Origin of the sequence: Pedobacter westerhofensis (assembly GCF_900182595.1) — a bacterium.
GTDB lineage: Bacteria > Bacteroidota > Bacteroidia > Sphingobacteriales > Sphingobacteriaceae > Pedobacter > Pedobacter westerhofensis.
Genome location: NZ_FXTN01000001.1, coordinates 143,169 through 165,735 on the forward strand (window position 1 = coordinate 143,169; position 22,567 = coordinate 165,735).

Annotated in this window: 28 protein-coding genes; 8 read left to right on the forward strand and 20 right to left on the reverse strand. The window is 43.5% G+C overall.

The window, feature by feature from the left end; all coding sequences use genetic code 11:
* Positions 1–176: 176 nt before the first annotated feature.
* The 3 genes from FN831_RS00630 to FN831_RS00640 form a co-directional block, all read right to left on the reverse strand.
* Positions 177–1,115 (reverse strand): FecR family protein, encoded by a 939-nt coding sequence (locus tag FN831_RS00630; RefSeq protein ID WP_142526265.1) that lies wholly within the window; start codon positions 1,113–1,115, stop codon positions 177–179.
* 68 nt (positions 1,116–1,183) lie between these two features.
* Positions 1,184–1,786 (reverse strand): RNA polymerase sigma factor, encoded by a 603-nt coding sequence (locus FN831_RS00635; RefSeq protein ID WP_142526266.1) that lies wholly within the window; start codon positions 1,784–1,786, stop codon positions 1,184–1,186.
* 67 nt (positions 1,787–1,853) lie between these two features.
* Complete coding sequence (locus FN831_RS00640) at positions 1,854–3,002, reverse strand: alkene reductase (RefSeq protein WP_142526267.1); 1,149 nt, start codon at positions 3,000–3,002, stop codon at positions 1,854–1,856.
* Between the two features lie 86 nt (positions 3,003–3,088).
* On the opposite strand from FN831_RS00640, the gene FN831_RS00645 reads away from it, so the two are divergent.
* From FN831_RS00645 to FN831_RS00655, 3 genes are all read left to right on the forward strand, one after another.
* On the forward strand, positions 3,089–3,544 hold the full coding sequence (locus FN831_RS00645; RefSeq protein ID WP_246101258.1) for a winged helix-turn-helix transcriptional regulator: 456 nt from the start codon (positions 3,089–3,091) through the stop codon (positions 3,542–3,544).
* Positions 3,545–3,862: 318 nt separating this feature from the next.
* On the forward strand, positions 3,863–4,747 hold the full coding sequence (locus FN831_RS00650) for a diacylglycerol/lipid kinase family protein (RefSeq protein ID WP_142526268.1): 885 nt from the start codon (positions 3,863–3,865) through the stop codon (positions 4,745–4,747).
* 2 nt (positions 4,748–4,749) lie between these two features.
* Complete coding sequence (locus tag FN831_RS00655) at positions 4,750–5,298, forward strand: protein-tyrosine phosphatase family protein (protein WP_142526269.1); 549 nt, start codon at positions 4,750–4,752, stop codon at positions 5,296–5,298.
* A 173-nt stretch (positions 5,299–5,471) separates the two neighbouring features.
* Here FN831_RS00655 and FN831_RS00660 read toward each other — a convergent pair whose 3' ends face one another.
* From FN831_RS00660 to FN831_RS00730, 15 genes are all read right to left on the reverse strand, one after another.
* Positions 5,472–5,720 (reverse strand): DUF6952 family protein, encoded by a 249-nt coding sequence (locus FN831_RS00660; RefSeq protein WP_142526270.1) that lies wholly within the window; start codon positions 5,718–5,720, stop codon positions 5,472–5,474.
* Positions 5,721–6,029 carry a thioredoxin family protein gene (locus FN831_RS00665; protein ID WP_142526271.1) on the reverse strand — a complete coding sequence of 103 codons (309 nt, stop codon included), beginning with the start codon at positions 6,027–6,029 and terminating at the stop codon, positions 5,721–5,723.
* A 14-nt stretch (positions 6,030–6,043) separates the two neighbouring features.
* On the reverse strand, positions 6,044–6,676 hold the full coding sequence (locus FN831_RS00670) for a peroxiredoxin (protein ID WP_142526272.1): 633 nt from the start codon (positions 6,674–6,676) through the stop codon (positions 6,044–6,046).
* A 271-nt stretch (positions 6,677–6,947) separates the two neighbouring features.
* Positions 6,948–7,364, reverse strand: a complete 417-nt coding sequence (locus FN831_RS00675; RefSeq protein ID WP_142526273.1) for an Imm70 family immunity protein — start codon at positions 7,362–7,364, stop codon at positions 6,948–6,950.
* Positions 7,365–7,387: 23 nt separating this feature from the next.
* Positions 7,388–7,864, reverse strand: coding sequence for a hypothetical protein (locus FN831_RS00680; protein WP_142526274.1), 477 nt, complete (start codon positions 7,862–7,864; stop codon positions 7,388–7,390).
* 56 nt (positions 7,865–7,920) lie between these two features.
* Positions 7,921–8,370 carry a hypothetical protein gene (locus FN831_RS00685; protein WP_142526275.1) on the reverse strand — a complete coding sequence of 150 codons (450 nt, stop codon included), beginning with the start codon at positions 8,368–8,370 and terminating at the stop codon, positions 7,921–7,923.
* Positions 8,371–8,563: 193 nt separating this feature from the next.
* On the reverse strand, positions 8,564–8,980 hold the full coding sequence (locus tag FN831_RS00690; RefSeq protein ID WP_142526276.1) for an Imm70 family immunity protein: 417 nt from the start codon (positions 8,978–8,980) through the stop codon (positions 8,564–8,566).
* 31 nt (positions 8,981–9,011) lie between these two features.
* Positions 9,012–10,520 carry a DUF4280 domain-containing protein gene (locus tag FN831_RS00695; protein WP_142526277.1) on the reverse strand — a complete coding sequence of 503 codons (1,509 nt, stop codon included), beginning with the start codon at positions 10,518–10,520 and terminating at the stop codon, positions 9,012–9,014.
* Positions 10,521–10,524: 4 nt separating this feature from the next.
* On the reverse strand, positions 10,525–11,385 hold the full coding sequence (locus FN831_RS00700) for a hypothetical protein (RefSeq protein ID WP_142526278.1): 861 nt from the start codon (positions 11,383–11,385) through the stop codon (positions 10,525–10,527).
* A 4-nt stretch (positions 11,386–11,389) separates the two neighbouring features.
* Positions 11,390–13,273, reverse strand: a complete 1,884-nt coding sequence (locus tag FN831_RS00705) for a type VI secretion system Vgr family protein (protein ID WP_142526279.1) — start codon at positions 13,271–13,273, stop codon at positions 11,390–11,392.
* Between the two features lie 388 nt (positions 13,274–13,661).
* Entirely contained in the window at positions 13,662–14,243 is a 582-nt protein-coding gene (locus tag FN831_RS00710) for a Crp/Fnr family transcriptional regulator (RefSeq protein WP_142526280.1), read from the reverse strand.
* 45 nt (positions 14,244–14,288) lie between these two features.
* The gene (locus FN831_RS00715) at positions 14,289–15,533 is read right to left on the reverse strand and encodes a fumarylacetoacetate hydrolase family protein (protein ID WP_142526281.1); all 1,245 of its coding nucleotides are present in this window, start codon (positions 15,531–15,533) and stop codon (positions 14,289–14,291) included.
* Positions 15,534–15,555: 22 nt separating this feature from the next.
* Positions 15,556–16,524, reverse strand: a complete 969-nt coding sequence (locus tag FN831_RS00720; RefSeq protein WP_142526282.1) for a DUF6268 family outer membrane beta-barrel protein — start codon at positions 16,522–16,524, stop codon at positions 15,556–15,558.
* A gap of 112 nt (positions 16,525–16,636) precedes the next feature.
* Positions 16,637–17,023, reverse strand: coding sequence for an ester cyclase (locus FN831_RS00725; protein WP_142526283.1), 387 nt, complete (start codon positions 17,021–17,023; stop codon positions 16,637–16,639).
* 9 nt (positions 17,024–17,032) lie between these two features.
* A complete protein-coding gene (locus tag FN831_RS00730) occupies positions 17,033–17,965 on the reverse strand; it encodes an alpha/beta fold hydrolase (protein WP_142526284.1) in 933 nt (310 codons plus the stop codon).
* A gap of 129 nt (positions 17,966–18,094) precedes the next feature.
* On the opposite strand from FN831_RS00730, the gene FN831_RS00735 reads away from it, so the two are divergent.
* Positions 18,095–18,340, forward strand: a complete 246-nt coding sequence (locus FN831_RS00735; RefSeq protein ID WP_142526285.1) for a DUF3253 domain-containing protein — start codon at positions 18,095–18,097, stop codon at positions 18,338–18,340.
* A 27-nt stretch (positions 18,341–18,367) separates the two neighbouring features.
* Here FN831_RS00735 and FN831_RS00740 read toward each other — a convergent pair whose 3' ends face one another.
* The gene (locus tag FN831_RS00740) at positions 18,368–18,574 is read right to left on the reverse strand and encodes a hypothetical protein (protein WP_142526286.1); all 207 of its coding nucleotides are present in this window, start codon (positions 18,572–18,574) and stop codon (positions 18,368–18,370) included.
* A gap of 281 nt (positions 18,575–18,855) precedes the next feature.
* Here FN831_RS00740 and FN831_RS00745 point away from each other — a divergent pair, with 281 nt between their 5' ends.
* From FN831_RS00745 to FN831_RS00755, 4 genes are all read left to right on the forward strand, one after another.
* Positions 18,856–19,500 (forward strand): Crp/Fnr family transcriptional regulator, encoded by a 645-nt coding sequence (locus tag FN831_RS00745; protein WP_246101260.1) that lies wholly within the window; start codon positions 18,856–18,858, stop codon positions 19,498–19,500.
* Positions 19,501–19,573: 73 nt separating this feature from the next.
* Complete coding sequence (locus tag FN831_RS00750) at positions 19,574–19,957, forward strand: DUF4267 domain-containing protein (protein ID WP_142526287.1); 384 nt, start codon at positions 19,574–19,576, stop codon at positions 19,955–19,957.
* A gap of 129 nt (positions 19,958–20,086) precedes the next feature.
* A complete protein-coding gene (locus FN831_RS27565) occupies positions 20,087–20,239 on the forward strand; it encodes a hypothetical protein (protein ID WP_185960341.1) in 153 nt (50 codons plus the stop codon).
* Positions 20,240–20,247: 8 nt separating this feature from the next.
* A complete protein-coding gene (locus FN831_RS00755) occupies positions 20,248–20,994 on the forward strand; it encodes a type 1 glutamine amidotransferase domain-containing protein (protein ID WP_142526288.1) in 747 nt (248 codons plus the stop codon).
* Positions 20,995–21,020: 26 nt separating this feature from the next.
* Here the strand turns inward: FN831_RS00755 and FN831_RS00760 are convergent, their stop codons facing one another.
* Positions 21,021–22,541: a glycosyltransferase family 39 protein gene (locus FN831_RS00760; protein ID WP_142526289.1), complete on the reverse strand. Its 1,521-nt coding sequence runs from the start codon at positions 22,539–22,541 to the stop codon at positions 21,021–21,023.
* Positions 22,542–22,567: the final 26 nt, after the last annotated feature.

The following is a 22,567-nucleotide window of genomic DNA, read 5'->3' on the forward strand; positions in this document are numbered from 1 at the left end:
ATATTGAGAAAAAAAGAAATGTGACGCGCATGATTTGCCTCCATAACTGTGTATAAAAATTCATATTTTTGAATGGCTTTGTAAGTGTTAAATTTTGCTAAGCTTTGCAAACTCTGTGTCGAAACTATGTTTGCTACAATTTAACCGGTTACCGTTGCTGCGGGAACCGGTTTCTTTTAATATAGAATAACCAGCTTGCCCTCCTTTCTGTATTTTGTGTTTCTGATGGTACTGATCACTTTTAATGTGTCGTCAACAGGTATTCCGCGTTTGATGCGCAGCGTAAATCGGTAACCGCTTACTGCCGGACTTGCTGCTTTGAGGTCGATACCGTAAATATTTTTCATGACTACCACCAGCTCATTAAAACTGGCCTGGCGGAGGTAAGTATCACCATCTGTCCAGCTGTGGCTCTCGCTGATATTGATGGTAGCCTGTACGTAGGTTTTGGCACTGTCATCAAACATGAGCTGGCGACCGGGTGTCAGCAGTGCGAGTTGTTTGTGATTGTCACTTACCGTAACCTTGCCTGTGGCTACAGCAACGCTGGTATGTTTGAGTGTTTTGTAAGCGCTGACATTAAAGGAAGTGCCGAGTACCTGTACAGTCAGTGCGGAAGTGTTGACGATAAAAGGCTTTTTTTCGTTGTGCTTTACTTCAAAAAAAGCTTCGCCCTCATCGAGGAAAACCTTACGGACATCTCCGTTAAATGAAGATGGGACGCGTACGCTGGTCAAGGCGTTGATCCACATGACCGAGCTGTCCTGCAATGTGATTTGTTTAACCTGACCGGCCTTTGTTTGTACGGTCTGGTAGTGATCTGCGGCATGATGCTGCTGAAGCCGGTGGAAAACAAATGCAACAGCCGACAGGAGCACCAGGCTTGCGGCGATCTGGTAAGATTTTAAGCGGTAAAATTTTGTTTTGGTACGGGTAACCGCTCTTATTTTCTGGCTGATCGCAGATTTTATCCCTGCTTTTTCCTTTTCATTTAGCGTTAGGCCTTCATCAGCCTGGTATGATTTATACCAGGCTTCGATGACCGCGCTTTCAGTTTCATTAGTGGTACCTTTTAAATACCGCTCCAGCTTTTTTCTAAATTTTGTAATATCCATTTTGGGGCTTCTCTACAGTATGTCGCAGAAAAGGTCTCCGGGTACTTTGATTTAGAATAAACTTTATGTTAAGTTTTGATGAAGAGGGCAGAGATAATGGCCAGGTAGGTGACCTGTTTTTCGGGATGTTTATCCACAATGGCGATGCGGAGGCGCCGCAATACTTCTGAAATATAATTTTTTACAGTTTGTTCGGCAACGCCGAGTTCTGTGGCGATTTCCTTAACGCCCATATCTTCGCTGCGCAGCTGATATACTTTTTGCAGCATGCCGGGCATTTTGCTCAATGCCTCTTCAAGTGTTTTCTCCAGCTCAAAATAACCTTCATTCTCATTGATGGAGGATTCCAGTAAGTTGACGCGCTGCAGGGCGTCATCGAGCCGTACCTCATTTACATTCCTGGACCTGAAGTGGCTGATGACACTGAACCTGACCGCTGTGAGCAGGTAATTTTCAAGCGTCAGCCTGATCTCCATGCTGTGCCTGCGCTCCCACAATTTGATAAAAAGCTCCTGAACAATGTCCTGGGCCACATGGTCGTCGGCCACACGGGCAAAGGCCACTTTGTACAAACGCTCCCAATATCGGTCAAACAATAAATCGAAAGATGAATGGTCATCTTTTTTTATTCTGAGCAATAATTCGTTATCTGACAGTTGGTGCATAAGCATGGTTGCTACAAAAGTAAGCTTGCTATGTTAATTTAGTTTTAACAATACATCATGCAGTGTCGCGATATTATTCCTGACCTGTCCCCCCTGCCTGTGCCCCCGCATCAGCATATACCGCTCTGGAGTAATCAGTGTATCCTTTTTCGCCCCCGGCGTAGTAGGTGTCCCTGTCGCTTTCAGACAGCGGCAGGTGATGTTCAAACCGCTCTGCGAGATCTGGATTGGCAATAAATGCTGCGCCGAACGATACGAGGTCTGCCGTGCCTTCTTTTAGAATGGCATTGCCGCTTTCCTGCGTAAAACCGAGGTTAGCCATCAGCCTGCCGCTGTAATTCCTGCGGAAATGACTGAAGTAATTATCCTGAAGTGCCTCTACCGCTGTACCGGTTAAATCTTCTGCAGGCCCGGCAATATGAAGAAAAGCCAGATTGTAACCACTTAGTTTTTTGAGGATGTACTGAAATGTCGGTATCGTTTCTTCATCTGGTGTCATGATGCCTACACTGCTGAGGGCTACCGGCATAAATTTGATGGCTACACGGCTGCTGTCCCATACCTCTGTGATGGCATCCAGTATGTCAAATACAATGCGGGCACGCTTTTCTATACTGCCGCCGTATTCGTCTGTGCGCTGATTGGTAGCCGCACTCAGGAATTGCGGGATGAGCATACCGGCTATTGCATGTACCTCAACACCGTCAAATCCCGCATCTTTGGCATTCTGAGCAGCCTGCCTGTAATCCTCTATGGTTCTTTTGATATCAGCAATGCTTAGCTCACGCGGGGTTAATGAATCTTTAAATCCTTCCGGTGTAAATGACCTGGTTTGCGGATTGATGGCTGATGGCCCCACAGGCAGTTCGCCGTTAAAGAAATCCGGATGTGAGGCAGAGCCGATATGCCCTAACTGGGAGAAGATCAACCCCGCCTTGTCGTGAACGGCTTTTGTAACCAGCTTCCATCCTTCCACCTGTTCTTTGGTATAGATACCGGGAACATTGGTAAAACCGATAGACTGCGCGTTCATCCAGGTGCCTTCGCTCAATATTAGTCCTGCTGATGCGCGCTGCGCATAGTATTCTGCCATTAAGGGGGTAGGCACCAGTCCTGCATTGGTGGCGCGCCCGCGGGTAAGTGACGCCATCACCACGCGGTTTTTTAATTTCAGATCGCCAATCTGGTATTCCTCTAACAGGGGTTGTGCTGTATTTTTCATTGCTTTTTTTTAGCAAAACTCCGGCATCTGCAGCAGCGGCACAATAAGGGATAAACTAATGGCATAGGGATAAATTTATCCCTACGTTGAAATACAGTACAATGCGTATCTTTGATCAGGGAGAACCTGTTATGTACGAAAAGAAAATTCCACTCACAATAGATTGCGGCCTGCACCTCACCAAAGAGGTGCTGAACGGCAAATGGAAACCGGCCTTGCTCAATGCGATTTCGATGGATATCAAGCGCCCAAGCGAAATCTCCAGGCTGCTGCCGGAAGCAACCCGCAGGGTGCTCAACGTGCAGTTGAAGGAACTGGAAGAACATGGTATGGTGGAAAAAAAAATTTATCCGCAGCTGCCGCCGAAAGTGGAGTATTCACTGACCGAAATCGGCTGGTCGCTGATGCCCCTTATAGATGCGATGAACCGCTGGGGCGATGCCAACCGCACCTTTTTAGAAACTGTTATTGCACAGGACCCAAAGAACGGCAAAATTTCAAAATCTCCCTGCCCGGCTTACCGGCGCATGCGTGCAATATAGTTGTGATACTTCTCTGTTAAATTCACAGGATTCATTTTAAGGTGTTCCCTGCAGCCATGTATGAACCGTTAACACTGCGTCTGCAGATGCCTGCGGCGTCGCATTAAGATCATCTGAACGGGATGTCATGAAATGCCGTAGCTTCAGCTCCTTTATTAATTTCTATTAAAAAAGGTACAATAGTGATGCAACTTCATCTCATTAACAAATGGCTGATTTACTTATGGCGACTGCATGATTATTTAATGTAATCATAACCTCAGCCGCTAAACTTTCTATCGCAAGCAGTGTTCTATACCTGCCCCTAAATTCAGAAATATGTCGTTTAAACACATTACTTTTATCATCAACCCAGGTGCAGCGAAACAAGAACCTGTATTATCCCTGATCAACCAGGCGATGAACGCCTTTGGCGGGGAATGGGATATTATGATTACCAAAAAGAACCGCGGGCCTGGAGTGATTGCAGCTGAACTTATCGGGAATACCGATCTGGTGGTTGTTTATGGCGGGGACGGATGTGTTACAGAGGTTGCTGCTGTGCTGAAAGGCAGCGCGCTTCCTATGGCGATTTTACCGGGTGGTACGGCAAATGTGATGGCAAAAGAATTAGGGATTCCACAGGATACTGCACAGGCACTGGAAATCCTGAAAAACGAGAGCTATCAGATCATCTCTGTAGATATGGGCATGATGAACGACGAGCCTTTTTTGCTGAGGGTGAATATTGGCATTATGGCCGATATGGTGATCACGGCTGACAGGAAACTGAAAGACAGTATAGGCCAGCTTGCCTATGGCTTCACTGCTTTAAAAACCGTCAGTGCTGCTGAGCCCGTTACCTACCGCCTGGAAATTGATGGCGAAGAAATAGTTGAACAGGGCGTATCGCTTACAATTACCAACTCGGGGCATATTGGAATCGGAGAGTTTTCCCTGCAACCGGGAATCAGCATCAGCGATGGCTTTCTGGATGTGATTTTAATGAAAGACAGCAATTTCATTTCGATACTTAAAATAGCAGGGAATACTTTGCTGCAAAGTACTACTGATGCACTGCTACACTGGAAATGCAAAACGGCTGTGGTCAATATGGACAGTCCGGTAAACTTTATTTGTGATGACAGAGAAGTGCAGGCCGGGCAAATCAAAATAAACGTTGTACCTGCTGCCATTCAGCTTCTTGTTCCAATGATACACTAATTATGATGTCGAAAATTAAAAGTTTGTATATGGTGGTTGTGATATTCGGCCAGAAAATATACGACAATATTTACAGGGCGTTCAAGGGAATGCCGACCTTAAAAAGAAGCCAGATTACTGCAGATTTGTTTTTGGGCAGCCAGTATTCACTGATAGGGCTGCGCAAGATGAAAGCTTTAGGCATCACTGCAATCATTAACATGCGCGAACATTCTATCTACAGCGAGGCCCAGTATGAAGGGTTCAGTTACCTGCATTTGCCTACAGTTGATAATACACCGCCGACACTGGAAATATTGATTAAGGGAGCAGAATTTGCTGATCAGGAGATCAAATCAGGTGGAAAAGTTTATATCCATTGCCGCCAGGGACTTGGCAGGGGGCCTACCATGACTATTGCATATCTCCTGAAAACCGGGCTTACTTATGAGGATGCCTTTGCCCTGGTGCGCAAGGTACGTACCTTCATCAACCCCCGCCCCTCTCAAATCGGCAGGCTAAATGAACTGGAGCAATATTATAAAACACTTAGTGAGGCTCAGATAAAGTGATACTAGTGTTTTAAGGATCATTTTCATCTAACTCATTACCTTTCTGCCGCAATACTCATCTTTGCCGGAATTTTAAGTGTCCTGACAGAAAATACGGTATGAATTAAAATGTAAAAACCCCTTACAAATCTAACTCTGCAAGGGGTTTATACTTAAGTTTTGACCTGAGAAAACTACCTGTCGATCGAACCCATTACTTTTTGTCCGAAAGCATTAAGTGCATCTTTTTCAACAGCTCCGTCACTGACCATCTGGTGTACTTCGAGCGCACCGCAAATATTGGTGATCATTTCGCCTGCAACGTCAATTTCGTGATCGCTAACGCCTCTGAATTCAGTGAAAGCTTCCAAAACCTCTAAAGTTGCCTCCAATTGGGCTGGGGTAGTATTTTGGAATAATTGTCTGATAACCGGAATCTTCATCTACTTTATTTTGTTAAAAAGTTCAATTAAACTTTCCGCTTTGTTGCTTTGTACCTGATCAACCAGGGCACCACCTTCAAAAGCTGCGAAGGTTGGTAAATTATCAACGTTTGCAAATTTGCGTGAGTTTGGAAGTTTCTCGGCGTCAACAATCAGGAAAGCCACATCTTCATTTTCAGCAGCAAGCTTTTTAAACTTCGGCTTCATAATTCTGCAGTTACCGCACCATGATGCAGCATACTGAACCATAACTTTAGGGTTATCGGTTAAATATTGTTGAAGATTATCTTCTGTTAATTCTAAAAACATAATGTTTTATTTAATTAGTTGGCAGCTAAATATTCAGCAACACCAGTTCTGTTAGCATTCATTGCTTCTTTTCCTTCTTCCCAGTTTGCAGGACAAACTTCGCCATGTTTTTGAACGTGGGTATAAGCATCAATTAAGCGCAGATATTCTTTAACATTTCTGCCTAATGGCATATCGTTAACACTTTCGTGGAAAACCTTACCGGTTTCATCAATTAAATAGGTAGCCCTGAAAGAAACATTAGAACCAGAGAATGATTCATTTCCTTCTTCATCGTAGTTAACTTCCTGATCCAAGATATCCAGAATTCCAGATAACTGTCTGTGCGTATCAGCTAAGATCGGGTAAGTAACTCCTTCAATACCACCGTTATCTTTCGGTGTATTCAACCATGCGAAGTGAACTTCGTTGGTATCGCAGGATGCACCAATAACCATTGTATTTCTTTCTTCAAACTCCGGTAAGGCAGCCTGGAAAGCGTGCAATTCTGTTGGGCAAACGAAAGTAAAATCTTTTGGATACCAGAACAATAAAACCTTACTGTTTTTATTTACAGCCTCTTCAAATACATTGATTTTCAAGTCATCACCCATGTCTGACATTGCATCAATACTAACACTCGGGAATTTTTTACCTACTATTGCCATGTTGTTTTGTCTTTAATATTATGCCGCGAAGATACGGTGAAATCATTTCTCACGCAACCCTGATTCAGTATTGGAACATTGTATTTATTGATGAGGATATAGTCAAAAACTATAAGTCGGCACAATAAAATTGTTTCGCTCTCTGCAGTATTTCAAAAGGGTTAATGGTGGATGGCGGTTCAGAAGTTTATGGGTCTGGACAATCAGATGACGTTCACGATATATATGATCATATTTGCAGCGGAAGTACTTAGAGAGAAGATATGTTCGGCTAAATTGATCTTACCTGCACCGCTTCATCAATTTCCAGACCGGTGTCTATGGCCTTTTCCAATACGTCGAGTAAATTCACCCCCTCACTTGTGATAAAATAATCTGACAAATTTAATATGTCTTCACTGATCTGATCTCCCCAGGGCGGCCGGGCAGTAAGATCTTCGAAATTCCACACGATATCACCAGGTTTTAGTGCTTGCAGACCTTTTTTAATCAAGTATAGTTCTGACTTCGCGTTCAGGCCGTCTCTACTCTCCAGTACTCCGTGATACAAATGGTTCATGATGAGCGGATATTGACTGCCCCAACTTGAATTCTCTAACTTTATATAAATCGTAGAAAAAAAAGAGTTCAGAAAATCACCAGTTCCAACCTTATAAAAAACCGGATCTACATAGAAACCTACAGCCATAAAAATTACTGTTTATATATTCGTTATTCAACTTCTGCAGGAAACTCAGTCAGATTTATTCCATCAGGATCGATATCATTTTCTATAATACTTAAAAAATGATTTTCTTTCGGTTTTAGAATGTAAAAAAGCACAGTTTCAAACGGGGAAAGCTCAAGGTCGGGAGATTCTGTATAACCTGATAAGACAGGTTTACCGTAGTACATTGAATTACCTTCCATATCCAGGCTACATTTCCAGCTGCCACCAAAATTTTTTCTTACTACCTCTCCGAAATAAGCAGCTGCATCATTAACATCGTCGCTATCTTTATCCACATTATTTTTGCTTAAGTATGCCTCCAGGTCAGTCAGACTTTTCAATGAATAATTCAGGTTAAACCCCTGCTTAGATGCCTTATCTACCAGATGTTCTATATATTCATCCAGGTTGAAGATAAAGTTTTCGAACTTTTCTTCCAGTTCTTTTTCCGTAAGCCCTTTTGTTCCTCTAATTTTCATCTTATCGATCTGTTTGATATTCCTATCATTTTAGAGTAGTAAAGACTGTTCAGGCATTATTTTTCGGTTGGATATTCGTCCAGATTAAAAGTATCAGGCTCGATATCTGATAAAATCGCCTTAAGCAGTAATCCCTTTTTGTATTCACGGGTATAATTTTTCAAGATATTGACAGGAGAAAAAAGAGCTCCGTGGCTCGAATAGCCAATCACAACAGGTTTTTTAAAATACAACGAATCAGGATCTTCTATATCAAGAGTCCATTTACCGTTGAAATTTTTTACTACGACTTCACCAAGATAACGGGCACAGGTAATGAATAAATCATGGTCAAAATTTATTTTTTCGCTTTCTACGAACTCCTCAAAAACTTCCAGACTATCCAGAGAATAATCAAGGGGGTATCCTTGTTTTTCTGCATACTCCAACAAGGGTTCCAGTCGGTCGTCCATTTCAAAAAGCCATAATTCAAATTTTTCCAGCTCTTCTTCTTTATTAAACTTCATAGCATTCTGTATGTAAAAATGAATTGTGACACACCATCTATCTTAACCCGGCACCTCTCTAGATCGGCAGTCATAATAGCTGCAGTGCCACGGGTAAAAAAAATAAACAAGAACAGTGCTCCTAATCTTAATATAAAAGGTTGCGGCCCGAACGACGTTTTCACAGGGCATGCAGAAGTTTTAAGATATGTCGTTAAATTGATTTGATCTGCACTGCCTCAACAATTTCCAGACTGGTATCAATGGCCTTTTCTAAAACGTCCAGTAAATTTTCCCCGTCACTTGTTATAAAATAATGTGCCAAATCTTTGATGTCATCACTGATCTCATCTCCCCAGGGCGGGCGGCTAGTGAGGTCTTCGAAATCCCAAATGATATCAGCCGGAGATAATGCCTCCAGGTTTTTTTTAATGCTGGAAAGTTCTGCCTTGGCATTTAGCGCTTCTTCACTTTCCAGTAGTCCGCTATATAAATGGTTCATGATGAGCGGATATTTGCTACCCCAACTGGAATTCTCCAACCTTATGAAGATTGTAGAAAAAAAAGAATTTAGAAAATCTCCAGTCCCAACTTTATAAAAGACTGGATCTACAAAAAAGCCTACCGCCATAATAATAATCTTAAGAGTCAAATTTAATAAACTAATTGGACATAAATATAATCTCCAAATCCTTTGCCTCAATTTGGATATTATTTTTCAAGTCTTTCAATACTTTTGGGGAAACACTTTGTCCCCGTACATCAATGATAGCACTCTGTCTCGTGCCAGCAGGCAAGTTGTTGACCCGATCCTCATATTGGCGAACAAGTTCTTTTTTCAGTCTACTTTGCCCGGCAATACTTTCAACATTATAATTTTTAACTTCAATGCTGTGCCCATCAGTGTATAGGTCTGGTCGGGTGCTACCCTTCGTACCATATGGCACCTCCTTTTCGCCTTTAAAGCTTTTTTGTGAACTGTAGCCCGGATAATCTTTACCTGCATCTATTTCTGATTGTCTCCAGGTTGGTCTTTTGGGGACAGCTTTTTTTGCTTCTTTAGAAACAACCTCTCCAAGTGTTCTTGTCTCAGCCGCCTTATCTGCAACATTTGCTCCTTCTGCTGCCTTCTGCGTGACGTTCGCAGCTTCTGCTGTTTTTCCGGCTACGTTGGCTCCTTCAGCAACTTTCGAAGCAACATTTGCACCTTCGCCAACTTTCGCCGCTACGTTGGCAGCTTCGGCACCACTCACTACGGCTTTGGCTTCCCCTACTCCCGTTACCATTAATCCGCCCTCAAAAACACCGCGCCCGGTATATTTGCCCCAGTCGCGCGCACTCTGCTGACTGGCCCAGTCCCTGGCCGCACTGACTTGATCGCCAACATTGCTTAGCGTAGTACTTACAGCATTCTGTACATTTCCAGGAGTAGTAACCCAATTATAGGCTTTTGCTTCCGCTTCTCCAACTGAGGCAGCGGCATTTTTCAGATTATCGGTATTGCTTACCCAGGACACGGCGCTTGAAGCCACATTCTTTGTCGCGACAGCAGCGGATTTCACTCTCCCGGCAGTTTCTACGGGATGTGTAATGGCATGCACACCGGCATCAACTGCCTGGTCCCGCATTTTTTTGATGAAAAGGAGCCCTTCTCCAATACCTTTGACCCCCCCATATACCCCTTCCACCATACCCAGACTAAAGTTCCGGGCTGTTGCATCAGGCAATAAATTATTTGCTTTTTCCTGTTGGTCAAATTTGTGTTTAAACCAGTCGTCAATCCTGGCGCCGAGACCTTGTGCTTTTTTTCCTGCTTCCTCGCCAACATTATGCCTGATGGCCATCAAAGCCGAAGGCACATTGAAGTAGATACTGATTTGTCCGCCGATGGCGCATCCAAGTTTTGAATCCTCAAGCAATTTGCGATAGGGCCCGATGGTTACCCCCTGCTGGGCGCCAGACCATCTGGTAGGAACGGGTTTGCAGGCCGACCTGGTTATGGAACAAATTCCCAGCGAGGGAATATTCAGATTAGTAACTTTATCTCCTTCTGTGGCAGATTTATCCCCATAAATACTTACATTTTTATGATTGGTAACTTTTAACCTGCCAAATCCTAAGCCTTTATTGCAGACCAGGCATGCGCCATCGGGAACATATTTCTTTGCCATACGATTAGTTGTTGAGGAGTTTAAGCGTACATAAATTCCGGAACATCAAACTGCCTTCAATCGCATATTGTGTCAGCTGTGCAGATTCCTTGATCCAATGAAAACGGTCAAAGGAATAATCTTCCATATGAAATCCCTGTACTTCTGTCTTCAGGTTATAAATATCCGTAAGGCCCCGAAGCAAAGCTGATATGTTGTCTTTGTCCAGCGCATCCTGATCTATCTGACCGCTTATTTTCAGCTGGCATTCTTCAGTGAACGGATCGTACTGCTGGAGTTTGATCTGCGTATTAAAGGGTAAGGAAGCGGTTCCGATCGCATTTGGCACCACACGGGAACCCTTCAGAGTGAAGTCATGCTGCCGGTCAAATTTCTGATGGTACAGCCCTGGCAATACAGCATGATAAAGATAAGAACTTTGCAAAACTTTTTCCAGTTCTCCGGGAGCATAAAGCAAAGCCACACTGGCATTGATCACCGTTTTACTTTCCTCATCGCCGGCGTACTTTTCGGCAACTGCCGGCCGCAGCTCCTGCCATAAATCCTTGACCTCTGCTATATTTAATACCTGACGCATGGTACCTGAAAGATCAGTTTCTATCTGAAGATTTTTCCGCAACGGAGCCATATCTTTATCCCAGCGGTCGAGTCCATCGGTTTTAAGCTGCCACTGTTTCAACATTCCGATTTCAAACACATGCCCTGTTTCTGTTTTACTGACCAGCGTAAGGGAAATATCAGTTTCAATCTCGTTATGATATTGGAAATCTTCCAGCGTATAACTGATTTCCTGGCTGATGCGGTATTGCCGCGTGTTGTGCAAATCTTCCCTGATCGTGATCAGGTAGTCCTTTTCTGTCAGCATAGCACTATCCTTTATTGATTTCTACCTTACCACCGTTTATTGACGTTGTTGTTTTTGCGCTGAGGTTCAGGTTTTTCTGCCCGTCAATCACCAGATCATTTTCTGTCGCGGTTACGTTTACAGCTTTGGCTTTTTCATCAAGGAGATCTTTGGCTTCTATGGTGATGGTTTCCGCTTTGATATCAATCGTTTTTGTAGCGGCCGCCTGCTGTTCCGGCGTAGCGCCCTCTTCTGGAGCAAGGTTGCCCATCGTAATTTTGGGCGACTGGATATCGATGCTCTCGCTCATGTTTACGCTCAATGTTTTTCCTGTGATGGAAATACTGCCGTCCTTATTCAGGATAATGGTGCTTTGACCGGTATGGATCACAATCTTTTGATTTGCCTGAGCAGTGATATGACCTTCCCCGTTCCTGATGTTAAAAAAATTACCGGCACTGGTGCCCAGCGACAGCGCATGCTCCAGGTCGTCAAAGCTAAGTGCACTTCCCTTGCGGGAAGTTAAACCTTTGGTATTACTGTTGGTAAAACTTTTACTCTCCCCATTCTTACCATGGTATACGCTGCCCAGTACTACCGGCCGTGCTATATTTCCTTCTTCAAATGCGATCATGACCTGATCACCTACTTCCGGAATCACATGAAATCCCCTGTTTGCCCCTGTATCTCCGCTTCCGGCGTTAGGGCTCATCACACGCAGCCACTCGGTTGGATCGTTGGTCTGGCATTCCCATTTGAGTTTTACCTTGATCCTGCCCTGCCCTTCGGGGTCGTTGTTATCCAGCACATCGGCAAGCTGGAGATCAGGGCTGGGACGTTCATAATTTTTGACAGCTATACGCTCTGTAGTGGAAACTACACCTTCAAATGTATTATAATAATGGCCCCTTTCATCAATGGTGTGGGTAACTGAAGTGATCAGGAATTTACCGAGGCTCTCCGTGGCAAAGGACAACTCCTTTTTTAAGCTCATGGTTACATCAACAATAGTTCCCAGGCCCACTTCGGGATTGTCTCCATTGGCATGGATCTTCAGCAATCCGCTGATATTTGCTTTCTCTTCGTTAACCACCATGTTCTGGATGTCGCTGCTGTTATCTACCCGGATCAATGAAGGCTGATTAAAGGTTTTACTGTACATGGTGTTGGATGCATTGATTGCATGTACCAGATCAGGTCTTCCATCAGCGGCACCTGTACTTTCACTCTGCAGCATTTCATCCTGCCTGGGATTATAAGCAAAGCGTTTATTCTTAATAGGAGCAACTTGCATTGCATACTGGAGGCTCTGCACATCCCGTCCGTAAAACAATTCTACCTCTTTCTGCTGATCTGGTTTACCAAACCGAAGATTTTCGCCATCATAGAAAAACCATTCGTGATACTCTGCACTTAAGCGGTTAAGGAAGTCGAAATCACTTTCCCGGTACTGGATCACGTAATCAATGACATTCTTGCGCGAGGCGTTGCTAACTATCCTAAGATCATTTACAGGTGTATCTTTGGTTGCCAGGTTAACGATCTCATCGAGGCTTTTACCAAGGTAAGAACCCAGATCCGGCCCCCTGTCTATTAATATTGATGGACTGTGTCCACTAACGATCAGGATACCGTGATAGCCATTCGTTTGTGTGAGTTCCACTTTGGTAACTACACCGGCAAAATTCTGAAACTGCCTGCCGGCATAGCCGAAAGACGCTGTGAATATTTTTCCTGCAAAGTCACGGCTATCATCTAAAGTGATTAACCCTGGCGCGCCCAGCTGATCATGATTGAACCTGAGTTCAAAATAATGATGTGCATTAAACTGCTGCTGTAAGGTGAACGAAGAGAAGTGCTCAATCTGCTTATCACCGATACTTATTTCTTTTAAGAGGTTGATTTCCATAGGTATCTGATGATACCATAAATGATACCACTGGTTATCAAAAAGAAAGAATACCGTAAAATTTGCTAATTGGAATGGTGAACAATTTATTTCAAATAAAAATATTTGTTAATTTTCTATAAAAAGATGTTGTTTTCAAGCAGTAGCCCTTGTCGTGAACTATTACCTGAAACTACATGTTGATGCCCGGCAGGGAAAATAACTTGCATCTCAAAAATAGACGGCACAACTTATATTTGTACAGTTTTACACCCATCTGTCCTAAAAAAGATGCTCTTTAATGTGAGTCAAACCATTCATTATCAGTCTGATTAATATGATATCTGCCTGAATTAAATGAATAGGATACCAAATTATTTTTTCCCAGAAATAATTTGTGTTCAGCACTTCAGATTTTCTTGCGTATTCTGCTGAGATGTTCAGGTGAAAGTCCCAGATACGAAGCGATATAATATTGTGGCACATGTTGCACCACTTGCGGATAAGCAGATGCAAAATTATGGTACTGTTCTTCAAGGCTTGTAGCAATGATCTTCTTACGCTTGGCTTCCATATCACAAAACACCTGCTCAATGATCAGTCTGCCAAATCGCTCCCAAATCTTATATTTGTCGTACAGTGCATTCAATCCATTCTTTTTGAAGATCAGCAACTCGACGTCTGTCAATGCCTCCAGGTACTGAGTAGATTTTACGCCCCTGATGAAACTTTGAAAGTCGACAACAAACTGATTTTCCGTCACAAAATCAAGGGTGGATTCTTTCCCTTTTTCGAAAGCATATTCACGGATCACCCCTGAATTTAGAAAACCGATAAAGTTACAGACCTGGCCTGCCTCCAGTAGCATATCTTTCTTTCTGAGCTTTTTCTCCTGGAGTATATCTGTGAAAGCTTTCCATTCTTCTTCATCAGGCTGAATGAATTGCCTGATGAAGAGTTCTATTTTCTCGAGTGATTTAGGGTCGGCCATGGCAATGATCAATTATTCTAATATACGCGTAGAATTTTGATAAAGCTAAAGCGTTTTTAATCCGGGCGCAACAACAGTGGTTCTGATCGTGCCAAGGTAGCTAACCGAAGTTTCGACATGATCCCCTGGCTTGAGGAACCCTGGATTTTTAAACTGCTTTTTATAGTATTGCTGTACAATGTATGGGTGCATTTTAGCAGTAAAAAAGCCACCTGTAAAAATCCATTTTGTGACCATTCTGAAAATGTAACTTTTAGAGGGGGCTTTGAACACGACACCTGCGGGGGTTCCGGTAAGGATGATACTGTTTGCAGGGATACAGTTGCCTTCAAACAATTTAACCATCTTACCCTGATAATAGCTGTCATTTTTCCCTTTTACCGACAGTGACCGTTCAACGATCTTTTCTATGTCCCAGACCATATCTTTTGCGTCACCATCCTGACGGATAGTCCCGTTGACGCTCAGCCGGAGATGCAGTTCTTTAACAAATACACGCCAGTCTTTTGGAATCACAAGGTAAGGCCCGGTTGGCAAAAATCCCATCTTACTTTTGGAATCAGGAAAGCCTTTACCCCCTGTAATATTCTGGCTGTCCATTTTACGCATCAGGGTAGCACGGTCGGTAAAGTCGTTCACAACCAAAAACCCGATCATCATTTCGTTGAAATCCGCCGCTGAACAGACAGCAGAAGGAAATACGATACCGAGCTCCACCTCATGGTCCAAAAACCAGCCTTTAGTATAATTGAGCTGATGTATTGCCGCATCAGTTTCTACGTATTTCGGAAACATAAATGGTTTGACCTGACCGGTTTCCTTACCATGATCAGCATAGTTGATACCGATGGCCAGGTGTTCCCTGCCTGCAACGCTGGGCAGCAAATCAGAATACCTGATCGTCGTCCGTTTTGTGCTGCCGCCGATCAGCTTTACGATATTTTCATAGGTCAGACCTTTTATCACGTCAAATGAGTTGATATCATACCGGCCAAGTTCCTCGCTGATATCTACGCCTGTTAACATTTGCCCGTCATCCTGCTGTACGGCAAAGGTATGAACCTGTTCGTTTTTACTAAACCTGCTTAACGTGATGGCCTCTGCGGTAGACTTAACAAATGGAATTCCTTTTCTGCAACCTACTGCCTCTGCCACGGTATCCATTAGTAAAACTGCTGTTTCCTGCTGATCAGTCATCTTCCATTCAGGAACAAAACTGGCTGTAGCCGGAAACATATTTGATAAACTGAGCAAACCCCCAAGGGCAAACCCTGTAAGTAATCTGAGCATATTGATTTGATTAAATTATGAATTATTTCTTCCCCGGAACAATCCGGTAGCTTAACCCTATTTTAAAAGAAAGTCCCTTTAATACCTCAGGGTTGATCGGCTCATTGCGGTCGCCGAACTCTGCAAAATCAATAAAGCCTTTTGCTTTATCGGTTTTGTTATAGATTTCCATATTTCTGATCAGCGTGTAGGCCGCAGTGGCTCTTACAGCCCATTTGGGAAAAATATAACGTTCTGCAAAAAGGCCGGGATTAACCGTATTGTACTCGAAGTACCTGTCCAGATTGTTCAGCCGATAGGTTGAGTTCTGAACAGAAAGGTTGAAACCTGTATTGGTTTTATCATTTATCGCATAACTGGCGGTCAGGTTGTGCGGCACATCGCCGAAGATCTGCCACTTATTGTTCAGTTTCCAGTCCATACCTACCAGAAGCACGTATTGAGGACCATAAAACTGCCTTCTGTAGCCCAGTATGGCTCTCCAGGTAAGGTTTTCATTTGCTTTCCAGCTTCCCCTCAGGATAGCGCCGAACTTGATGTCCGAGCTTTTAACGTTTTTGTAATCACTATTTATTATGGGCGTGAGTAAGGCTGTGAGGTTGAAAGTTGGACTCATCATGGTGCTGTAGCCTATCGTAGGTGAAATACTGTAGACTCTTTTGACTTCAAAAGCCGGATGGGTTCCGGAAAAGTTGAATGCTTCGAGGTTTCCGCCTACGAGCAGGTATCGGGATTTATTGGGATTCAGGAAAATGGGAACCGAAGTTCCGATCTTCAGGTTGTTTCCGGTAAACTTCTGGTCGCCCCCAGGTGTCTCAACCTTCATGGGCATATGATCATAAGTGATACTAAAGCCTTCAACATAACCTTGCCCAAAGCTAATCGCAGGTGTAAGGGCCAGCAAAAGGTATATTGCAATAATAGTACAGGGGAGCCGGGAGGGCATAAGGGATACTGATCCGTGTTGTTTAAATTTCTGATAACTTTTCATAATTGCGTTTTAAAATGTCTTTCTGAATGAGACAAATTTATTTACGCCCGTCCCGGGACTCATTGATGTTTATCAATATCTGATGAGGGGACCTGAAAAAAATCGAACCTGTTTAAGAATGAAGTATTTGCTGCTGAATCTCTGCCTGATCAATTACTGACCAAACCTGGGCAATTTTACCGTCCCTAAACCTGTAAAAGACATTTTCATGAAATTCGATTTGTTGCCCGTTGATCTGCAGGCCCCTGAATTCTGCCTGAGGGCGGCAGTTAAAGTAAAGCCTGGAAGCTACGGTTAATGAATCTGCGACTAAAAGTTCCACCACAAAACTGAGGTCAGGGATGTCTGCATAATTGCCTTCAAGCATCCGGCGGTAACCTTGTAATCCAACTGCAGATCCGTTGTAAACGACGTCTTCGCAAACAAAATCTGCGAGTTGATCCAGGTCACCTGAGTTGAGGCATTTAATGTATTTGTGATACTTCTCTGATAAATTCATATGTACATTTTAATCTTTGCCCTCCAGCCAGGAATGAACGGTAAGTACGGCATCAGCAAATGCCTGCGGTGCCTCTTGTGGCAAATTATGTCCTGAGCGCAAAGTCCGGTGTTCGTGCTTTGCTGAAAATAAAAATGCATGCTCAGCTGTGCCGCCTGGTTTTAGCGGATCTGCAGAACCATCAAGGGTTACAGCAGGCACAGCGATCTTTGGCTTTTGAGCTAAAATATCCTCGAACCGTTGCAGGGATGGATCTCCGGATTCACAACCGAGCATATGACGGTAGCTATGAATGACCACATCAACAAAATCAGGGTTTTCGAAAGCTGCAGCAGATCTTTCATAGGTTGATTCATCGAATTCCCAGCCGGGCGACCATTCGTTCCACAGGATCCGGCACAACTCGTTGCGGCTCTGGCTTAGGCATTCCCGCCCGCGCTCAGCCTGGAACAGATGTTGGTACCAGCAGATGCGCTCAAGTGAGGGCGGGAATGCATGTGTCTGCTCTTCGATGTCAATGATATCATAGCTGGCATAAGAGACCAGCCCTGCAATCTGTTCCGGCCATAGTGCCGCTGCTACACAAGAGGCATTTGCGCCCCAGTCAAAGCCTCCGAGAATTGGACTGTCCAGTTTCAAAGCGTCCAGAAACTGTATAATGTCTAAACCCCGTGCTGCCTGCTGTCCGCTGCGCATCACTTTGTCCGACGAAAAACGTGTGGGTCCAAAGCCCCGCGTATAAGGGGTGATAACTTTTGCGCCGGACTGCAACAGAATAGCTGCCACATCATCGAAGGCATGGATATCGTAAGGAAATCCATGGGAGAGCACAACAGGCCATCCGCTTGCAGGGCCGCGTTCGATGTACCCTATCCGAAGCATATCAGTGTTAACATACTTAACCTGATGTTGAGCATTGAGTTCCTGATTTGTTGAATGCATAAGTTATAATAATCTGATCTGCTATAAACATTTACCGGCTTTTTTAGTTTTCTGTTCGTGATTGAACTCTGGCATAAAAAATATTGAGCCTAAGCTCAAACAATAATTATAGTTATTTATTAAGATGATATGCCACAACATACAGATATCTCTGCAAGCATTTTATTAACTGCTACCCAGCGTGGCCCCGAAAAAAGCACCTGCCCATCCGAAATTGCCCGGAAGCTATTTCCCGGCGACTGGCGCGGTCATATGACAGAGGTAGTGGATGCTGCAATTGATCTTCATCATCAGGGCAAGGTGATGATCACACAAAAGGGCGCAGCTGTTGACGTCAACCACATTAAAGGACCCATCCGTATTAAGATCATCTGAATAATTTGCCTGTCCGGGGTGTTCATGCTATTTATGCTCTTCCACTTTCTGAGGGGTCTTGATGCCAAGATCTGCCATAGCACGTTTGTACCCTTCCTCAAATCCTTTTGTCATTAACTGGCAATCGGCATCGCTATGATTAAGCCGCATTACATTGAAGTAGTAGGAGCTGATCTCGTACACATTTACCGCAGTAACTTTTCTTAAAATCAAATGCCATTTGCCTAATTTCATATCTATTATCTGTCTTTACGTTTTTGAGAACACTATTTACCAGTAGCTTTAAACGTAAAGGTTGATCTTTAATTTTAATTTGCATGTCAAGATACAGTTACAATCCATACTACGACGCACAATTATTACTATAGTCATATATAATAACAATAGGGCTGCCAGGGGGCATCTTATTAGCAGGTCCTGATGCAGGATTGAATAGGCGCTATAAAAGCTGCCAAGGTTTTCGCTAATAATTGTGACAGGTTATATGATTAACTGATTATATTGACCCGGAATAAATGTCCCGGAAACAATTCTGCCTGCAACCATCGGGATGGAATGTAATGACCAAAGCAATCGAGACCATGATAAAGAACCTGCTTGACACGATAACAAACGTAATTGCCTTAAGCCCCGGAGAGAGGGACATAGTGACCTCATTATTTAAAGAAAAAAGCTATAAAAAGGGAGATTTCTTTTTAGTCGAAGGACAAATTTGTAAACAGGTTGGATTTGTTTCCAGGGGGCTATTGCGATACTATATCAATCATGATGGGGAAGATAAAACCTACGCTTTTACGCAGGAAAACAATTTTGTCTGCAACTATGAAAGTTTTATACCCCGGACACCTTCAACAAAAAATATCCAGGCATTGGAGGACTGTGAAGTTTTGCAAATCTCATATGACGACCTTCAGCTATTCTATCAATCGATCAGGCAGGCCGAAAGATTTGGCAGGATTGTGATTGAACAGGTTTTTATAGAGACACTACAAGACTTAAGTTCTTTCTATACCGACACACCTGAACTTCGCTATGAGAAAATACTAAAAAGACATCCCGATTTACTGCAAAGAATGTCTCAGTACCATATTGCGTCCTATGTAGGTGTGAAGCCGCAATCCCTTAGCCGTATCCGCAAAAGAATTTTTACTGAAAAATAATTTATGCACACAGGTGCATGAACGCCGGGCTGAAAGTATGGAATTTTGAGTCATTATTTAAAGAGAAAATATTATGACACAAAAAATTGCTATTACAATCGCCTTCCTGACAGGGTTGGGAATGATATTCATCGGGGCCAGGTTCCTGCTGTCGCCTGAAATTGCAGAAGCCGGTTACGGCATTCACTTCAATGAGCACGGAGATTATTCCTTTCATTACATTAAAGGCATACGGGATGTGTTTACAGGTTTACTGATTTGCATACTCATTATAACCAGGCAAAGAAAAGCATTAGGTACCCTGCTGGCCGTGGGAACGATCATCCCTGTTGTTGATATGATTATTGTCCTGAGCAAGGATTATAATGGTATCACACAAGCTATTCCTCATATCTCAGCGATTATCGTTTGTGCAGTATCCGGAACAATTTTATTAATGCGCAAAACTTCAGTTTAAATTTCCAACGGAAAGACACTCTGGCATGATCATACCTCAGATATACGGCAAGGCCAGGATTGAATTCATTTCAACTTTAATGAACCAAAGTGCCGCAGCTTTGTACTGTTTGAAACTAATCATACTACTATGAAAGATCCAAAAGAAGAAGAGGTGAACAAACAAGCCGGTAACGCCGAGGATGCAAACCCACAGGAAAAAGCCAATCAGGACCCAAACTATGATGAGCACAAGCAGGTAGATGAGGAAGGTACTGAACTTGATCCCGGGGACATTAAATAAGAATAACTATGCAAAAGATATTAATGGTCCTTACCTCGCACAGCGAGATGGAAAATACCGATGGCAAGACGGGAGTCTGGCTGGGAGAATTTACTGATCCCTACTACGAATTTATTGACGCCGGTTATGCTGTAACGCTTACAAGCCCAAAAGGCGGCAGGCCACCAGTTGACCCGATGAGCGAACTTACCGAAAACATCACCGGCTCTAACCGCAGGTTTCAGGACGACCAGGCCGCAAAAACTGCGTTCTCCCAAACTACTGTATTAAACCAGATCAATGCTGCAGAATATGATGCGGTATTTTATCCCGGCGGACACGGCCCGATATGGGATCTGGCAAAAGATAACAACAGCGGGATCCTGATCCATGATTTTCTGGATTCAGGAAAGCCTGTAGCACTGGTATGCCATAGTCCCGCCGCTTTGATCAGCGCTGAGCTCCAAAGACCAGGATTTTTACAGGGGAAGGTAGTTTCGGCCTTTAGCAACACTGAAGAAACAATGGTTGGCCGTAGCGGCAATGTGCCATATCTATTGCAAAGCAAACTGGAAGAGCTCGGTGCAGAGGTTAAAACTGCCCTTGTTCCTTTCCTTTCTCACGTAGAAACTGACGGTCTGCTGATTACAGGACAAAATCCACTGTCGGCAGGACCGGCAGCAAAAGCATTGATTGAATTGCTGCAGCAAAGGCCGGAAGAAACATTACCCAAAGGCGAAGATGAAAATTCTTCATCCGCACAATTTGCTGAATAATAGGAATACAAGGAGAGAACAGTATATTACTTTCTCTCCTCTTCTATCTCCGACCGCAATCTTTGGTTAACGTCTATCCTGGCCTGCTCAAAAACAAAAATTGTTGTTCCACATTCCCTGGCCATAGGATTTTTCACGGAATCAGCCACTGCTGAACGCCTGAAAAATCCACCTGTTTCCTTTAGTTCATTCTGGCTGCTGCTGTATTCTTTAACCCGGATCACATTGTTAGTCTTCCTTCGCAGATTAAACCAGTTGATATAGTCGGCATTAAATGATACTGCCTTAATGCTTTTGTCTTTCACATAGTAATTGATTGCCCCGGCCTGCCCGTAATTGTCGCAAAGGACGATCGTTTGTGATCCCTTAGGCATCAAATGATAAGCTCTTTCTGCTTTTCGAGCCAGTTCCTTCCAGCCCAGCATATCCGCAAAGTCCTGCGGCAGCTGATGGTTCCGCCCGTCTTCCCATCTTAATAAACCCAGTGACCGGTACTTGTTCTTGTTTTTGATGATTATTTCCGGATCTTCAATGGAATAATAGACATGGAACAATAGCGCATACAATACCAAGGGAAGCGCCAGCGGCAGGGGTTTCAAATATTCAAAATATCTCCTGTTTAGGATATTGCCGAGATAAACCGAACCAAAGGCAATATAGACCGGATACAGTCCTATCGCATAATAACCTTTGGCACGTAAAAAGATAAATATGGCGGGCGTAAATATGAAGGTCCAGAAGAAAAACCTGTACTTCCTGAATGGTGGGTAAATCAGTAAGCCATATAATGCCGCGATGATGGCAGGCAATGACCCTGCGAAATAGAATATCTGCTCCTTTATAAAGTCCCATCGGTTTACATGAATCAACTGGGTAGCGATCAGTTCTCTCATGTGCTGAAAAACTGGAAAATGGTGATTGTATTGCCAGTATAAATTGGGGGAAATCAGGGCCAGAGTGAGCAGTACTGAAAGGTAAAAGTTTCGTTCGCTGAATATCCTGCGCTGATTTGTGACGGCCAGGGCTGGCAGCAGGCCGAGAAGCAGAAATACGATATTATATTTATTTAGAAAACCAATGGCAAATACAACTGATGCAAGAAACAGCCATGTTGCATCTTCCCTGTTGAAATACCGGATGATGCAAAAACACATCGCTGCCCAGCATAAGACATCCAGTGAATTGGGCTGGTACAGAAAGTTAAGCCTGAGCAAAACCGACAATAGTAAACAGGTTGCCCCTAAAATGAGCGCATAAAGATTTCCCTTGAGTTCTTCTATAGTTTTCCAGACAACAAGGATAGTTAGGGCGCCAAAAAGCGCAGGAAAGAATTTCACCCAGAATATGGAACTACCCAGCAACTGGATAAGGTAAGAGATCCAGGAAGTAACAGGCGGCACCGACAAATATCCCCATGCGGGATGGTTTGCCTGATCGAGATGTAAAAATTCATCACGGTGCAAATCGTAGCTGGGGTTGACCAGAAAGTACTGCAGGAGAAATTTGACCAGGATAAAGCCTGTTAAGATCGTTGTTCTTTTCGTCATCTGTTTAGCTGGATAATATAAGACCA

Bases quoted from the DNA above. Each gene is read 5' to 3' on its own strand.
- FN831_RS00705 (WP_142526279.1), bottom strand. From the start codon at position 13,273: ATGGAAATCAACCTCTTAAAAGAAATAAGTATCGGTGATAAGCAGATT.
- FN831_RS00725 (WP_142526283.1), bottom strand. From the start codon at position 17,023: ATGAATTTATCAGAGAAGTATCACAAATACATTAAATGCCTCAACTCA.
- FN831_RS00730 (WP_142526284.1), bottom strand. From the start codon at position 17,965: ATGCATTCAACAAATCAGGAACTCAATGCTCAACATCAGGTTAAGTAT.
- FN831_RS00715 (WP_142526281.1), bottom strand. From the start codon at position 15,533: ATGCTCAGATTACTTACAGGGTTTGCCCTTGGGGGTTTGCTCAGTTTA.
- FN831_RS00685 (WP_142526275.1), bottom strand. From the start codon at position 8,370: ATGAAGTTTAATAAAGAAGAAGAGCTGGAAAAATTTGAATTATGGCTT.
- FN831_RS00655 (WP_142526269.1), top strand. From the start codon at position 4,750: ATGATGTCGAAAATTAAAAGTTTGTATATGGTGGTTGTGATATTCGGC.
- FN831_RS27565 (WP_185960341.1), top strand. From the start codon at position 20,087: ATGAAAGATCCAAAAGAAGAAGAGGTGAACAAACAAGCCGGTAACGCC.
- FN831_RS00700 (WP_142526278.1), bottom strand. From the start codon at position 11,385: ATGCTGACAGAAAAGGACTACCTGATCACGATCAGGGAAGATTTGCAC.
- FN831_RS00630 (WP_142526265.1), bottom strand. From the start codon at position 1,115: ATGGATATTACAAAATTTAGAAAAAAGCTGGAGCGGTATTTAAAAGGT.
- FN831_RS00720 (WP_142526282.1), bottom strand. From the start codon at position 16,524: ATGAAAAGTTATCAGAAATTTAAACAACACGGATCAGTATCCCTTATG.
- FN831_RS00745 (WP_246101260.1), top strand. From the start codon at position 18,856: ATGTCCCGGAAACAATTCTGCCTGCAACCATCGGGATGGAATGTAATG.
- FN831_RS00635 (WP_142526266.1), bottom strand. From the start codon at position 1,786: ATGCTTATGCACCAACTGTCAGATAACGAATTATTGCTCAGAATAAAA.
- FN831_RS00750 (WP_142526287.1), top strand. From the start codon at position 19,574: ATGACACAAAAAATTGCTATTACAATCGCCTTCCTGACAGGGTTGGGA.
- FN831_RS00680 (WP_142526274.1), bottom strand. From the start codon at position 7,864: ATGAAAATTAGAGGAACAAAAGGGCTTACGGAAAAAGAACTGGAAGAA.
- FN831_RS00735 (WP_142526285.1), top strand. From the start codon at position 18,095: ATGCCACAACATACAGATATCTCTGCAAGCATTTTATTAACTGCTACC.
- FN831_RS00660 (WP_142526270.1), bottom strand. From the start codon at position 5,720: ATGAAGATTCCGGTTATCAGACAATTATTCCAAAATACTACCCCAGCC.
- FN831_RS00690 (WP_142526276.1), bottom strand. From the start codon at position 8,980: ATGGCGGTAGGCTTTTTTGTAGATCCAGTCTTTTATAAAGTTGGGACT.
- FN831_RS00695 (WP_142526277.1), bottom strand. From the start codon at position 10,520: ATGGCAAAGAAATATGTTCCCGATGGCGCATGCCTGGTCTGCAATAAA.
- FN831_RS00675 (WP_142526273.1), bottom strand. From the start codon at position 7,364: ATGGCTGTAGGTTTCTATGTAGATCCGGTTTTTTATAAGGTTGGAACT.
- FN831_RS00755 (WP_142526288.1), top strand. From the start codon at position 20,248: ATGCAAAAGATATTAATGGTCCTTACCTCGCACAGCGAGATGGAAAAT.
- FN831_RS00710 (WP_142526280.1), bottom strand. From the start codon at position 14,243: ATGGCCGACCCTAAATCACTCGAGAAAATAGAACTCTTCATCAGGCAA.
- FN831_RS00670 (WP_142526272.1), bottom strand. From the start codon at position 6,676: ATGGCAATAGTAGGTAAAAAATTCCCGAGTGTTAGTATTGATGCAATG.
- FN831_RS00650 (WP_142526268.1), top strand. From the start codon at position 3,863: ATGTCGTTTAAACACATTACTTTTATCATCAACCCAGGTGCAGCGAAA.
- FN831_RS00760 (WP_142526289.1), bottom strand. From the start codon at position 22,541: ATGACGAAAAGAACAACGATCTTAACAGGCTTTATCCTGGTCAAATTT.
- FN831_RS00640 (WP_142526267.1), bottom strand. From the start codon at position 3,002: ATGAAAAATACAGCACAACCCCTGTTAGAGGAATACCAGATTGGCGAT.
- FN831_RS00665 (WP_142526271.1), bottom strand. From the start codon at position 6,029: ATGTTTTTAGAATTAACAGAAGATAATCTTCAACAATATTTAACCGAT.
- FN831_RS00740 (WP_142526286.1), bottom strand. From the start codon at position 18,574: ATGAAATTAGGCAAATGGCATTTGATTTTAAGAAAAGTTACTGCGGTA.